Origin of the sequence: Cognataquiflexum rubidum (assembly GCF_022538115.1) — a bacterium.
GTDB classification, from domain to species: Bacteria; Bacteroidota; Bacteroidia; order Cytophagales; family Cyclobacteriaceae; genus Cognataquiflexum; species Cognataquiflexum rubidum.
The window spans coordinates 148043-162407 of record NZ_JAKZAL010000007.1 but is presented as its reverse complement, the minus strand read 5'-3'; the positions used below and the strand labels follow the sequence as shown (position 1 = coordinate 162407).

The 14365-nt window shown below is 43.2% G+C and carries 8 protein-coding genes; all 8 read right to left on the bottom strand.

Features of this window, described 5'->3' with window-relative positions; genetic code table 11:
- Nucleotides 1–1647, bottom strand: coding sequence for a sulfatase family protein (locus MMU05_RS09910; RefSeq protein WP_241141518.1), 1647 nt, complete (start codon nt 1645–1647; stop codon nt 1–3).
- 133 nt (nt 1648–1780) lie between these two features.
- Entirely contained in the window at nt 1781–2410 is a 630-nt protein-coding gene (locus MMU05_RS09905; RefSeq protein ID WP_241141517.1) for a hypothetical protein, read from the bottom strand.
- Between the two features lie 69 nt (nt 2411–2479).
- Nucleotides 2480–4780, bottom strand: coding sequence for a beta-glucosidase BglX (gene bglX, locus MMU05_RS09900; RefSeq protein WP_262917657.1), 2301 nt, complete (start codon nt 4778–4780; stop codon nt 2480–2482).
- 115 nt (nt 4781–4895) lie between these two features.
- On the bottom strand, nt 4896–6854 hold the full coding sequence (locus tag MMU05_RS09895; protein WP_241141516.1) for a glucoamylase family protein: 1959 nt from the start codon (nt 6852–6854) through the stop codon (nt 4896–4898).
- Between the two features lie 72 nt (nt 6855–6926).
- Nucleotides 6927–8009 (bottom strand): LamG-like jellyroll fold domain-containing protein, encoded by a 1083-nt coding sequence (locus tag MMU05_RS09890; RefSeq protein WP_241141515.1) that lies wholly within the window; start codon nt 8007–8009, stop codon nt 6927–6929.
- 27 nt (nt 8010–8036) lie between these two features.
- Complete coding sequence (locus MMU05_RS09885; RefSeq protein ID WP_241141514.1) at nt 8037–9578, bottom strand: RagB/SusD family nutrient uptake outer membrane protein; 1542 nt, start codon at nt 9576–9578, stop codon at nt 8037–8039.
- A gap of 11 nt (nt 9579–9589) precedes the next feature.
- The gene (locus MMU05_RS09880) at nt 9590–12964 is read right to left on the bottom strand and encodes a SusC/RagA family TonB-linked outer membrane protein (RefSeq protein WP_241141513.1); all 3375 of its coding nucleotides are present in this window, start codon (nt 12962–12964) and stop codon (nt 9590–9592) included.
- 154 nt (nt 12965–13118) lie between these two features.
- Entirely contained in the window at nt 13119–14165 is a 1047-nt protein-coding gene (locus MMU05_RS09875) for a FecR family protein (protein WP_241141512.1), read from the bottom strand.
- Nucleotides 14166–14365: the final 200 nt, after the last annotated feature.

Below are 14365 nucleotides of genomic sequence, written 5' to 3'. Positions count from 1 at the left end.
TTATTTAAAATGGCTGATTTCAGAGGTTTTGTATCCGATTCTAACTGCCCTTGCGGCAATGTTTTTGGCTTCAGGAATAGGCTCGTGGTACAACCTCCACCGCTTCCCTCCTATTTCATTATCTATCTGATAGGCGATACTTGCTCCTTCGGTGGTAGATGTCAAGGTAATTTTTCCTCCTGACTTTTCAAATTCAACCTTTGCTGTCTCAGGTTGCACCATGCCCGGCCACATCATATTGATCAAGTCGGATTCGGGAACAAATCCCAAATCCTTTACCTCCAATTGCCACTTGCTCAAGGCAGTCCTCATTTCCATCAACTTTTCCTTGTATTCAGGCAATTGGGCAAGGTTGTGGATTTCGTAGGGATCTTTGGCCAAATCATACAATTCTTCCTGTGGCTTGGTCTTCATGAAAATATAAGCCGCACCTCCTGTCAACGTCCCTTCTTGATCCATTTCAATCAAAGCTTTGGTCATGTCAATCTGCTCTCGGTAGGCATTCCGGTAAATCAGTGGCAATTCAGGTCTGAAGTTTCTGATATATACAAACCTGCCATCAATCACCGAGCGGCTCATGTCCACCGCTTCATCAAATCGGTCCGCTGAACCGAAGGCATATTCGTGTGGGTTTTTGCTTTTGTATTTTCCCAAAAAAGCCTTCCCATGCATGTACTCCGGCGGTTCAATTCCTGCCAATGACATCACCGTGGGTCCCAAGTCCATCAGTGAAACGATGTCTTCTACTTTTGTTCCGCCCATTTGCCCATTTGGCATGCGGACAATCAACGGGACACGCAGTCCCGAATTCCCTACTGCGCGCTTTTGCCTTAGCAAAGGACCGCCATGATCCGACCAAAAAAAGATGATGGTCTTTTCCAATAATCCTGCATCCTCGAGTTCCTTCAGCAATGTCCCGACCTGCTGATCAAGTTCCATGATATTGGAATAAACACGCCCGACGTCCTGTCTCACTACAGGCAAATCAGGGAAATAGGCAGGGATTTTTACCTGTTGGATATTGGAAAGCATGGGATCGGCTTTCTTTCCAAAAACCCGCGACTCGTGGGTGATTTCATGATTAAAAACTGCGAAGAATGGCTGACCGGGAGCCCGGTTTTTGTAATGTGCCTCCCTTCCGATTTCATCCCAAGCAGTCATCGGAGAGTTGAATTGGTAATCGGTCTTGGCGGCATTGGTGGTAAAATAGCCTGCGGCTCGCAGGTATTCTGTAAAAACTTTGACAAATGGCGGGAGAACAGCAGCGTATTCAGGGACGTTCTTTCCATTGATGTCTTTTTGGCTGTAGTAGGTTTTGTAAACTTCCGCTTCAGGTTCCCGGTAAGCATAATGTGGCCCAGTCCGCATGTTGTGTGTACCGATGCTGACCGGATACATTCCCGTGATAATGCTGCTACGGCTTGGCGCGCAGACTCCCGCCGTGGCAAAGGCATTGGTAAAAACAATCCCTTCCTTGGCCAATCGGCTTATATTGGGTGTCTTGATGCTGTTGTCACCATACACATCCAACAGCGGACTGATATCCTCCACCGAAATCCAAAGGATATTGGGTTTATCGGAAGATTGGGAAAATGATGATATTGAAAAAAGGAAAAATAGGATTAATAAAAAAAGACGGACTTTCATGGTTTTTTGGGTTTGGTTTCTTAGAATTTATTGTTGCCTTCTTCGATGCCAATAACCCTATTTCCTGATTCAGACAGGACGGAAGACGGAAGACACCTGCCTCCCATAAGGTAGGGAAATGTTGGCAGCATTTTTAATATTCATGATCTAACCTGTATTTATAAAACTGTTGGTCATCCTTAAGTTTTTCAAATAATGGTGGAAATGAAGTTAAAATAAATTTTTCAAAGTTGTTATAATCCATCATATCATCAGCAAAACTCTGAAGGGGGTAAAAAGTGTAAAATTCGAATTTTTTCTGCACCCCATTCATCTTTATTTCAATGAAGTAATTAGTTTGGGGGTGTGCCATGGGAGATGGATCGACTTCTTCATTAAAGATTCGATTTTTCATCTTAGAAAGATTCAGTAGGTCAAGAGAGTTGAAAAAGTTTTCCCATCCTTGTGATGGACAAGTTTCAATCTGTTCATATTTTCCAACCATCTCCTTTCCAATTATCCTTTTCCTAAATACTAGCCCCATTCGAACAAACTCAGCATAGTTACCAGAATCGTCCCATATAATTGTTAATACATCTGTTAGAGAACTACTATTATCTATCCACACTCTTAGTACATTTTTATGAGGTAGAATTTCAATTGGTTTCAGTGCTATATTGTCAAAAAAGTATTTTGATTCTAAACTTGATTTACAAATTGGCTCTTGAACAGATTTACAAGAAACAATACTAAATAATATCAATACTATTATTGTGGATTTCATAATTGTACCTGTGTACTGAAACTGCGACTGAATACTGCAAACTGATCACTGAAAACTAAATACTGCCACCTACTCCTTCCAATCCACCTTAGCCTTCTTCACATCCCGTGAATTTCCTCCAACCATGATTTCAAATTCACCCGGTTCCCAGACAAAGTTCAGGTCAGAATTATAGAACTTGAGGTCTTCAGGTGTTATTTCGAAAGTTATGGTTTTGGTTTCACCGGATTTCAACAGCACTTTTTGAAAACCTTTCAATTCCTTGACAGGTCTGGTCACTGAACCCACGATATCCCTGATGTACAATTGGACTACTTCCTTACCATCATACTTACCGGAATTGGTGAGTTCCACACTTAAAGTCAATGTTTGGTCACCTTGGAGAGCAGTTCCGCTTAATTTGATTTCACCATAATTGAAATCGGTGTAGCTCAGCCCAAATCCAAAAGGATAAAGCGGTTCATTGGAAACATCAAGGTAATTGGACCGGAATTTTGAGAACCACTGACCTTCAGCAAGTGGTCGGCCGGTATTCTTATGGTTGTAATAAATTGGAATCTGACCGACATTTTGGGGAAAAGTTGCACTGAGTTTACCGGATGGATTGACATCTCCAAACAACACATCAGCGATAGCATCCCCCGCCTCACTTCCCGCAAACCATACATTCAGGATCGCAGGCACATTTTCTTCTTCCCAAGTCAAAGCCAAAGGCCTTCCCGTAAACAAGACCATGACTACTGGCTTGCCCGTTTTGAGCAATGCCTTCAATAAATCCCTTTGATTTTCGGGAAGTTGGATATCCGTCCTGCTGGATGATTCGCCCGACATCTCAGCTGATTCACCCAAAGCCGCCACGATGACATCTGCATTTTTTGCAGCAGCCAAAGCTTCCTGTATGAGCACCTCGGCAGGGCGGTTGTCCCGGTAAGTTGGTTTTCCAAAAATGCTGACCCTGGATTCCAATAAAGAATCGGCCACCACATTGGCACCTTTGGCATAAATGACATTGGCTTTGTCTCCGACAGCTTTCCTCAATCCTTCAGACAAAGAAACAGCTTGGTCAAATCTTCCTGCCACACTCCAGGTTCCGGCCATATTCTCCTTGTTGTCGGCAAGCGGTCCGATGAGGGCGATGGTTCCTTTCTTTTGGATAGGTAAAATATTGTCTTGGTTTTTGAGCAAAACAAAAGATTGGGCGGCAATTTCTCTTGCAACTTGACGGTGTTCCGTATTAAAAATTTCCTTCTTTGCCCGCTCAAGATCAGCGTATCTATATGGATCATCGAATAAGCCAAGCTTGTATTTGGCAATCAGTATCCTCCGGCAGGCATCCTCAATCTGTTTCTCTGTGATTTTCCCCTCATCCAAAGACTGTTTTAGCGTGGTCAAAAAACCTTCTCCCACCATGTCCATGTCTACACCTGCCTTGAGTGAAAGTTCTGATACTTTTTGCAGGTCACCTATTCCATGTTCAACCATTTCATTGATAGAAGTGTAGTCAGTCACCACAAAACCATTGAAACCCCATTGGTCTCTCAAGACATCCGTCATAAGCCATTTATTGGCTGAGGCAGGTACGCCTTCGATTTCATTGAAAGAGGTCATCACCGATCCAACTCCGGCATCCACTGCAGCCTTATAAGGCAAAAAATATTCATTATACATCCTGATGCGGCTCATATCCACGGTATTGTAATCCCTTCCTGCTTCCGGTGCACCGTACAAGGCAAAGTGCTTGACACAGGCCATAATCGTATTGTTCAGGCTGAGGTCATCTCCCTGATAGCCTTTGACCATGGCTTTGGCAATCTGTGCGCCAAGGTATGGATCCTCACCACTACCCTCAGACACCCTTCCCCATCTTGGGTCACGGGAAATATCCGTCATAGGCGAAAAAGTCCAGTTGATCCCATCTGCACTAGCTTCGATGGCAGCGATACGTGCCGATTTCTCTACCAATTCCATATCCCAAATACTTGACATTCCGATTGGAATCGGGAAAAGGGTTTCGTATCCGTGGATGACATCCATCCCAAATATTAATGGGATTTTCAGACGGCTTTCTTCGACCGCAATTTTCTGAACAGCCCTTATTTTTTCTGCTGTTTTGATATTGAACAATCCACCTACACTTCCTGCTTTGATCTTTTCTGCGATATTAGAGCTCGAAGCCAAACCTGTGGTAAAATCACCTGAGGCAGGAAGATTCAGCTGTCCGATTTTTTCCTCCAAAGTCATGATGGAAATGATGGAATCGGATTTATGGGTATACATTTCCTCCAAAGACATGTCGTCTTTCGATGGATTACAAGCCAGTACCAAAGTGAATGCCGCCGGATAAATCAAAAGCTTAAGAAATCTTTTCATCTTGATGGTTATTTTAAGGTGTGCTAAACAATATCTTACTACATAGAATACCAATCTAATATCGGGATTTATCGAGGCATTTCCTTTATCAAATTTTTGAAATGCTGAAGATCCATTAATAAGTAAACCCAAGCTTATCCAATCCAGCACGAACTTCCTGATCCTTCATAAACAAATCCCATAATAAACCAGATCGGTGGTTTTCTATCATGATGATAATCGGACCTTGGTCTATGGCCAAATACGAATCGGCGTACCACTGTTCGGTGATGTTGAATGCATCATAAAATCCGTATTGTCCCCAAAGCTTTTCTCCCATTTTGAAATAGAAAAATTGAAGCGCCTTCATGGATTCGACCGGGGTGTAAGGAAAAGAGGACAAAGCTGCCGTGGGCGAAATCACCCCCAAGTCATTGGTCGGAGAATGGGCATTATATCCGAGATGGTTATCACTTGCCGTCAATCCCCAACTTGACTCCGAGTATCCTGCAAAACCAAGCGGATTGCTGATGGTATGGGCTTGGTTGATTCGGGAATGGTTTACATTCTGGATCCAATAATTGGCATATTGGTCAGAAAGGTTTCTGGGATCCAATCCAAGAAACGAATAATGGGCAAAAAAGAGAGGCCCACCAAAATCATATCCCAATGGCAAAGGAATCTGATAAAACATTTTTCCATTTCTCATGGCCCCGTTGTTTGCCCAGCCTTTTTCATACACTGCCAAATCAATGGGATGCGTCGGTGAAGCTGCTCCCAAAACATAGACAATGAGTGATTCATTGTATCCACGGATGGGTAGGTTCATGTCCCAACCAAATTCCGGTGACCAATGCCAATACAAAATATCCTGACCGCCGCGGGTATACCAATCCCACTCTACACCCCGCCAAAGGACATCTATTTTTTCGGCCAAGGAATTTTCCGAAGGATTACCTGGATTCAAATAGGCCTTGACAGTCAATAATCCCTGTACCAACAATCCGGTCTCCACCAAATCCCCTCCGTTGTCTTTGGCACTGAAAGGGATTACTTTTCCGGTATTCCCATCCATCCAATGCGCCCACGCTCCATGAAAGCGGTCTGCCTGTCCGAGGAAATCTATGATTTTGACAAACCTTTCAATTCCCTGTTGGCGGGTGATGAATCCTCTTTCAATCCCTACCAAAATGGCCATCAAACCAAATCCTGTTCCTCCGGAAGTCACAAGATTTCCTGAGGTGTTCCTTTCCCTTGCCATGCCGCTGTTGGGATGTCCAAAATCCCAAAAGTACCTGAAGGTCTGTTCCTGAACTTTGGTGAGCAGTTCCTCCTCGGAAATCGCCGGAAAAGCATTGTCTGAGCGAAAGGTGGTGAAGAATTCTTTTTTTACTCCCGCAAAACTTTGACCTTCCACCCCTTTCAAGGCATTGGAAATCTCAATCGAATATTTAGTAAGATCTATTAATGGTGATGATGCTACAACTTTGACTTTTTGGTCATTATCGGAAAAAGCGAATTGGAGAGTGGGTACTGATACCCCGGCAATTTTGGTGGCTGAAATTAGAGATTGTCGGCTGACCGGGCCGGAAAAATCTATAGTCAAAGAAAAATCCAGGGGAACATTGACTGTCCTGCCTGTTTTGGTTTGTTCAGAATTCTCAAAAGTCAGCGAAATGATTTTTAAATCTCCTGCAGTTGTTTTGAACTTGATGTTCTTTCCTGAAAATATGCTTTGATTGGCTCCTTTGAGTCCATCAGTAATGGAAACGGTATATTCTGTGTTGGTTTTCAAAAGCCCCACAGGGAAAATCACCAGGTTTTTATTACCCGAATTCAAGCTGGTAGTAATGTCTACCGCTTGGTCTTTTTCATAAAGCGAAATCGAATTGGCGGTAGAAGAAGGGTCTAATGGTCCTGAAAAACCCAAAGTGATGGGACGGTCCACCGGCAAATTCTCTGAAACCTCCCCTGTCAGGTTGATCGGGATATCACCGATTTCTACTTTTTCGAGATTTAATGCCGTTACCTCGGTTTCATTTTCATTGCAACTGATAAAAAATAATGCCGAAACAAAAAGAAGGAGCTTTTTCATAGAAATGGATATAAAAATGAGGATCCCAAAAATCCGGAATCCTCATTTATTTGAACAGGAAAGGTATTCTGCCTATGGCTTTTCGGCATTGATAATCGTTTGGATTTGAGATTGGGTGAGCGCTTTGTTGAATATGCGCAGCTCATCAAACAAACTGCCGTCAGACAGGTGGCCCCATTCAGTGAATCTCGGGGCTCCGGATGCAATGGTAAGGATGTTACATCCTGCCCAACTCACACCTGAAAAATTTCCCTGACTCGCTACCTGACCATTGATATATACCGCACATTGAGTGCCTGAAATGGTAAATGCAACATGTGCCCATGTCCCGGCTGCAGGATCGATATCGGCCGCAGGACCTCCATCAAACCAATTGTCTCCTGAACCGTTGCCTACATTCAGTTTTACCCTCTGCTTGCCTCCGGCATTTTCCCGGAACAACCTGAAGCCTCCAGACCTGTTGTTCATATTATTGGGATTGTTGGTGTCCGGCGGACCCATGACCATGATACCTGCACGGTCAGGAGCTCCGTTTACTTTGTACCAAAACACCGCACTGAATTCAGGGTTGGTCAAATTGGTCGTAGGAAAGGCAATATTGGCATTGTTAGCTCCCAAATAGGCCAAGCCTTTTACACCACCTGCAAAACCCGGAATACCGTTTACGGTTGGATTGGTGATTGTCACCAATTCTGTATAATCCCCGTCGAAAGGCAAGTAAAAAACCTCCCCCTCATACACCGGGGTATAAGGTTCTACTTTCTCAAAATTGACTGTTTTGGTGGTTGATTTCCCGGAAGTATCTTTCCCGGTAATGGTCAAGACATGAGTACCATTGGCAAGATTGGGATAGGTGTGGGTTTTGACAAACCTCCTGAAATCCAAGAACTCATCAAAAGAAGCAATTTGTGTCCCATCCAAACTTACCTGTATCGATTCGATTTCGATGTCGTCAATTACTTCAAAATTGATGTTGATAGGTGTGACATCCTCCACAACCCTAATCAAAGTGCCTTCGAGAGGGAAACTGATATTCACCTCAGGTGCCGACACGTCCGGGCCCGGTTCGACCCTTACGATTTCATCGATGTAACTTTCGGTGCAGCCCATGCTGACCAAAAACATTCCTATAAATAATAATTTTATATTCTTCATTTTTTGAGATTTTTGGTTGACAAAATTTTATCCCTGATTTGATGCTCCTTTGATCTGAGGCAAAATATCCTGCTGTTCAAGAGGATAAGGCAAGTATCTGTGGATATTCAACTGAAAGTTTCTGCCTTCATAATTCAATTCTGTAGTTCGTCCATGTCTTACCAAATCATAAAATCTGATACCCCATTCTGTACCGAATTCGGCATATTTCTCATCCAAAACCACATCCAAGTTTGCTCCTGAGATTGGATTCAATCCAACCCTTGCCCTTACTTGGTTGACCGCCGCGTCCGCTGACAGCGCAGAACTGCTTGCTCCGCTGACCAAGGCCTCTGCGTGCATCAACAAAATCTCTGAATACCTGATTACAGGAAGGTTTTTGTTTTCTCCATAAGTGAATCTACCCGGTGTCAGCTGAGTGGAAGGCAGATAGAACTTACCACTAAGGAAAAGGTACCTTGGGTGACTGTTGAACACATCACCGTCAGGTGTCACATTGGAAACCCAGCTTGGCAAAGTCGCATACTCCGGATCGGTCTTCAAAGCCGCGATTCCTGCAGGAGTAAATAGCACAGTTGTCTCAAGTCTTTCACGCTCGCCTCTATCCAACATAAACTTGATGTATTTCTGACTAGGTTCCCAAAAACCCCATCCGCCACCTGCACCTGACCTTGACGGTGTCCAGCTTGCCGGTCCAAAGAAATCCCATAAGTATCTGGTAGAAGTTCCTGTCGGAGTTCCAAAATCCGAATACTGAAGCTCAAGCACATTTTCCCTGTTTAGCTTTCCGGGAATTTTGAAAAGCTGGTAGTAATCAGGCTCGAGTGCAAATAAACCGCTGCTGATGATCTGCCCGGTAGCATCTGCCGCTTTTTGGAATTCTTTCAACTCCAAGTTGGCCATGGCTTTGACAGCAAGGGCTGTAAATCTGGTGACACCACCACGCACATCGGAACGCTGATTGGGATGCACTGCCGGCAAAAGCGGGATAGCCTCATCCATTTGATCAGAAATATGCTGCATCACTTCCTGAAAGGTAGAAAGCTCTACATTGAAAAGGTCACTTGGCTGAGAGGATCTAGGAATGAGGATATTGCCCCAAAGTCTGGACAATTGCAACAATTCAAAAGCGCGCATTACCTTGATCTCGGCGATGTATTGCTGGGAAGTAGTGGCACTGGCACCGGCCTCCTCAAACTTTTTGATTTCCTCCATCGCCCCATGCCAATAAAGCAAGTCGGTATAGAGGTTGAGCCAAGTAGAATTATACATCCAAAAATTCCTGTCATATCTGAAGGCATCTGTCTCCGTCAATGGAAACTGGTCTCCCGCAGCGTTGACATCGTCACCCCTTACGGCAATGATCGGTAAAGACTCCCACTGAAGTGAATTCAATTCTGCATAGGAGCCATAGAGCATCAGGATCATATTTTCAGAACGGGTGTAATCCGTGTTCTCAGCAATGATCTGGTTTTCGAGGGGTTCATCCAACAGGTCTGTACATGAAAAGGTGAACATGGACACCATTAGCAAGGACAGGATATATTTTATATGTTTTAAAGTTCTCATGATGTTTTCGGTTAGAGTTTGATATTCAGACCCAAAGTATAAATCGCCGGAATTGGATAAACCTGACGGTCGATTCCGTTTGCCACCTCTGGATTAAACCCGTTGTAATTGAAAATCGTCAGCGGTCTTTCGGCAGTAAATGTGATCCTGGTATTGGGCATCAAGAAACCAAAAAGCTCTTTTTCCAAAATGGAATAGGACAACCTGACGTTTTGGATCCTGAAATAAGAACCGTCTTCTACGAAGTAATCACTCATATTCTGGTTCCATCCTTTTCTCAAGCCTGCTGCAGACGGGTACTTATTTGAAGTTCCTTCGCCTCTCCACAGGTTTTCGATCAATTCAGCATCTAGGTTGGTGTCATTGGTAAAGATGAGTTCTCCCCTTTTCCTGTTCAGAATGTCATATCCTGACTGTCCCTGGATCAACGCCGCAAAATCAAAGTTTTTAAAGCTGAAACCCATATTGAAACCATAAGTCAGTTTTGGCAAAAAGGAACCCAATACGACTCTATCTTGGTCATTGATGATACCGTCTCCATTTTGATCCTTGAAGTTGAAGTCACCGGGCACCAAGTTGGTGGAAGCGATGAACTCAGGCGTGTAGCCGCTGCTGTTGATCTGCTCCTGATTTTGGAAGACACCATTGACCTGATAGCCATAGAAAGCATTGAAGGGTTGGCCTATGATCGATCTCTGACGGAATTCGGCAGAACCGGCGTCGAGACCCTCCGCACCACCAAGTCCCCTAACCTCATTTTTCAAAGTGGCAAAATTACCGCCTATGAAATAGGAGAAGTTTTGGTTTACTCTTGTTTCCCAATTAAGGGTTACTTCTATACCTTGATTTCTGATTTCACCCACCGACCTTCTTTCAGTAGCTCTGAAAACAGGCGGAATGATACTGACGGCAAGGTTTCTGGTATCACGGATAAAGTAATCCATTTCTAGGGAAAGTCTGTTTTCCAAGAACCTTGAACTCAATCCAAAATTCTGTTCGACGGTAGTTTCCCATTGATTGATCAAATCAAAAGTCGGGTTTAGGTTTCTACCGATTGTCAAGACATCATTGATTGCAGTATTGGTCTCACCTAGAGTGGGCGCACCTACAGAAGGCCTGATGCCGTCATTACCAAGCTGTCCCCAAGAAGCCCTCAGCTTCAGGAAGTCAATACCTTTGACATCAAAAAATTCTTCAGACGATACTACCCAACCTGCACCGATGGTGGCAAAATTTCCCCATTTGTTTTGGAATTTATTGTTTCCATCTCTTCTAAAAGTACCATACACCAAGTACCGGTCATCAAAGTTGTAAGCCAACCTGGCAAAATAGGACATGAAGAACAACCGTGAGTTGATGGTATTATCGCCGCCATCCCCCACATCATTGATATCGATGTTGGTGGCATTGTCAAGGTACCAAAAATGCTCTCTGCTCCTATCAGGAATCGGCGTGATGCCTGTCCCCCGCGCAAAGAGGACTTCGCTGTATTCACTTCGGAATGATTGCCCTAAAACAGCCGTAATACTGTGTTTGTCAAAATTATCGGTGTAGGTAAAGAAGTTATCCCAAATCTGGTCAAATCTCGAGAAATTCTGTCTTCTTAGAGAAGATTGAAAAGCAGTTACACCGTCATTGAAATCAAAGCCGACATTTCGTGTATTGATTACTTCAAGGCTGTAGTTGTAAGCAGACTTGAAGGATAATTTGCTTGGGATGATCTCTATGTTTCCATAAATATTTCCCAAAACCTTTCCGACTTGGTTTCTATTGTCTGAATACAACAAGCTATAGTAAGGGTTTTGATTGCCTCTATATCCTATTTGTTGGGCATTTGAAAGCTGGAATGGAGAGGCGTTGGCATTGAGCGGGTCATATACCGGAATAATCGGAACCGCAAAATAAGATCGGAACCATGCCCCGTCGTCTCCATTGAACTGCTGTGCTACACTGAAGTTGAAATTGGTGCCCACAGAAAGCCATTCATTGACATCCGAATCAATTTTAGTCCTGAAGTTGATTCTCTTAAACTCATTTCTGGTTTCATTCAGTAGGCCTTTTTGGTCAAAATAACTTGCTCCTATCGAATACCTGGTTTTTTCACTTCCTCCATTGAATGAAAGGTTGTGGTTTTGGATCGCAGCTGGACTCATAATCTCTGAATACCAATCAGTATTGACATCCGGAAGACTCGGATCGAGCCTGCTCCTGCCATAACGTTGCATGGCATTGTTGACGAATGCAATGTCTGCAGGTGCTCCGGTTTCATTCACATATTGGACAAACTGCTGGGTATTGGCCATTTTCAATACGTTCTGAGGAACCTGCATCCCATAGTAGCCATCGTAGACGATTTCGGTTTTTTGGTTGTATCCGCCGGATTTTGTTTCAATCAACACTACCCCGTTGGAAGCCCTTACCCCATAAATGGCCGATGCAGAAGCATCTTTCAATATAGAGATGGTTTCAATGTCATTTGGATTGAGGAAATCGATATTCTCAAAAAACATCCCGTCCACCACATAAAGCGGTGCGGCATTTCCTTCAAATGAACCTACACCCCGCACCCTTACGGTGGGACTTGCCCCCGGAGCACCGTTGCTTACAATCTGCACACCGGCCACACGTCCCTGAAGGGATTGCATCGCATTGGCTGCCGGCGTCTTGACGATCACGTCAGATTTGATGGTCGTGATGGCTGAGGTAAGGTCTTTTTCCCGGAGGGCACCATAACCTATGATCACAAACTCATCCAAAGAATCGGTGTCTTGGACAAGGTTGATATTGATGATGTTGGCATTACCGACTACTACTGTTTGTTTGACAAATCCCAGAAAAGAGAAAATCAAGACATCGCCTTCCTCTGCGATGATGGTATATTTGCCGTCGATATCTGTGACCGCACCGGTCCCTTTTCCTTCCAATAGAATGGTAACTCCCGGCAATGGCAATCCAAGATCGTCATAGACAGTCCCGGTAATAGTCAGCTCCTCCCTCGCGGCGGTCACCAATGGCTGGGGAGTTTTCTCCTTTCTGACATCGATGTTGTTGTTGATCTGACGAAATGAAAGAGAAGTCTGTACAGCAGCCTGCTTTAAGAACTCCTCCACTGTACCCTCTTTTTGTGAAAGGACGATCGGTGTAGCAGCATCAACATCCCTTTTGTCAAAAGAAAACTTAAATGAAGTCTGACTTTCAATTTGTTTAAAAAACTGACCGAGACTGTAGGATTGCTTTTGGAGGTTTATGCTTACTTCATCTATGCTCTTATATTGTCCATTGGCACTGGTTGCAAAACAAAAATTAAAAACCAGCAACTGGACAATAAACCCGTATAGGAAGAATTTGGATAACATATATATTATCTTCTGTAGATTATTTTTCATATAATTGAAAGGTTTATTGAATTGAACTATTCACTAAGCTTGGTGATTTGATGGTTCCATTCCCCAATGTTTTTCATCAAAAAACCAATTCGGGCCGATAGATTTCCCAATCTGTCGGCTTTTTTTATGAGCTGTTTTTTTTCACCATAGATTTTTAAAATGTCAGTTCTATATTTTTACCATTTATTTTATAATTGAATTTTTCGATGAATGACATACTGTTGAGCACGTTGTCCAATATCTGGTTTTGGTATTCTCCCGAAAATTTCCACTTTACATTTTCAGCATTCACCAAGTTGATTTCTACCCCATACCAATCTTCCAAAGTCATGACCACCTCAGGCAAACTTGCATTTTCGAAGATGATTCTCCCTTCTTTCCATGCGAGGACTTTATCAGGATTGAATTTTCTGACCGTCTTTTTTCCTGACTTTAGGTCGTCAATAAACTCCAAGCCGGGTTCTAATAAATACTCTTCTATCGAATTTTCCCCTTCGACTTTTACTATACCCGTGACCAATGATACCTTTAGACCGGAAGTTTTATTGGTTTTGACATTAAAAGAAGTTCCCAAAGCCGTGGTTACAAACCCACCTGAAACCACCTTAAATGGCCTTAGGCTATCCTTTTCGATTTCAAAAAATCCTTCTCCTTCCATTTTAATTACTCTTTGGTCAAAATCGAATTTTTCAGGGTAAGAAATCGTTGAGCCCGAATTGAGCCAAACCCTGGTGCCGTCCGGAAGTGTAAAACTTAACTTCTCTCCTTTGGCAATATTTTTATTCAGGGTCTGAATGACTTCCACTTGGGCTTCATTTGACTTATCTGAACTTGAGATCAAATAGTACAGAGGAATCGAAAGGGAGATAAATAAAATGGCTGCAATCCGTGGCAGTTGCCCAAGCTTGTCCCAAATGCCTTTATTTTGCCCGCTTCCTTTACTTTTTAGCGTCTTCTGTTCCTTGTTTGCAATCTCATTGTCCTTTAATATTCTGGCTAAAACATCTTCCTTGTCTCCGGCCTCAGGTTTCAATTCCTCAAATTGTATGGAACTGACGATTTCTTTGGCTGCCAAAATATCCGGAAACGCCTCAGGATTGGCCTCCATCCATCTTTCCCAATACTCATCCAGTTCCTTGTCAGATTCCTTGACCCATCTGACAAACTCAGGATTGGTCAAGAAAAACTCAATTTTATTCATATAGATAATCTCTACTTTTAATCAGAAGGAATAAAAGGCTGAAATGACACCTCTTTTTTTAAAGAATTTTTAGATAAAAATCTTCTTCGTTGGATTGCACGCTTTGTCAGGAGAAAAGATCATCTGTATAAAAATACAGAAACCAATCGGGCAAGGGGTTATACATAAAAAGGGAATTCTTACAGATTTGGCAGATTCAG

What these genes read in the sequence shown, in the direction of transcription:
- MMU05_RS09910 (WP_241141518.1), bottom strand. Translation starts at nt 1,647, where the DNA reads ATGAAAGTCCGTCTTTTTTTATTAATCCTATTTTTCCTTTTTTCAATA.
- MMU05_RS09905 (WP_241141517.1), bottom strand. Translation starts at nt 2,410, where the DNA reads ATGAAATCCACAATAATAGTATTGATATTATTTAGTATTGTTTCTTGT.
- bglX (WP_262917657.1), bottom strand. Translation starts at nt 4,780, where the DNA reads ATGAAAAGATTTCTTAAGCTTTTGATTTATCCGGCGGCATTCACTTTG.
- MMU05_RS09895 (WP_241141516.1), bottom strand. Translation starts at nt 6,854, where the DNA reads ATGAAAAAGCTCCTTCTTTTTGTTTCGGCATTATTTTTTATCAGTTGC.
- MMU05_RS09890 (WP_241141515.1), bottom strand. Translation starts at nt 8,009, where the DNA reads ATGAAGAATATAAAATTATTATTTATAGGAATGTTTTTGGTCAGCATG.
- MMU05_RS09885 (WP_241141514.1), bottom strand. Translation starts at nt 9,578, where the DNA reads ATGAGAACTTTAAAACATATAAAATATATCCTGTCCTTGCTAATGGTG.
- MMU05_RS09880 (WP_241141513.1), bottom strand. Translation starts at nt 12,964, where the DNA reads ATGAAAAATAATCTACAGAAGATAATATATATGTTATCCAAATTCTTC.
- MMU05_RS09875 (WP_241141512.1), bottom strand. Translation starts at nt 14,165, where the DNA reads ATGAATAAAATTGAGTTTTTCTTGACCAATCCTGAGTTTGTCAGATGG.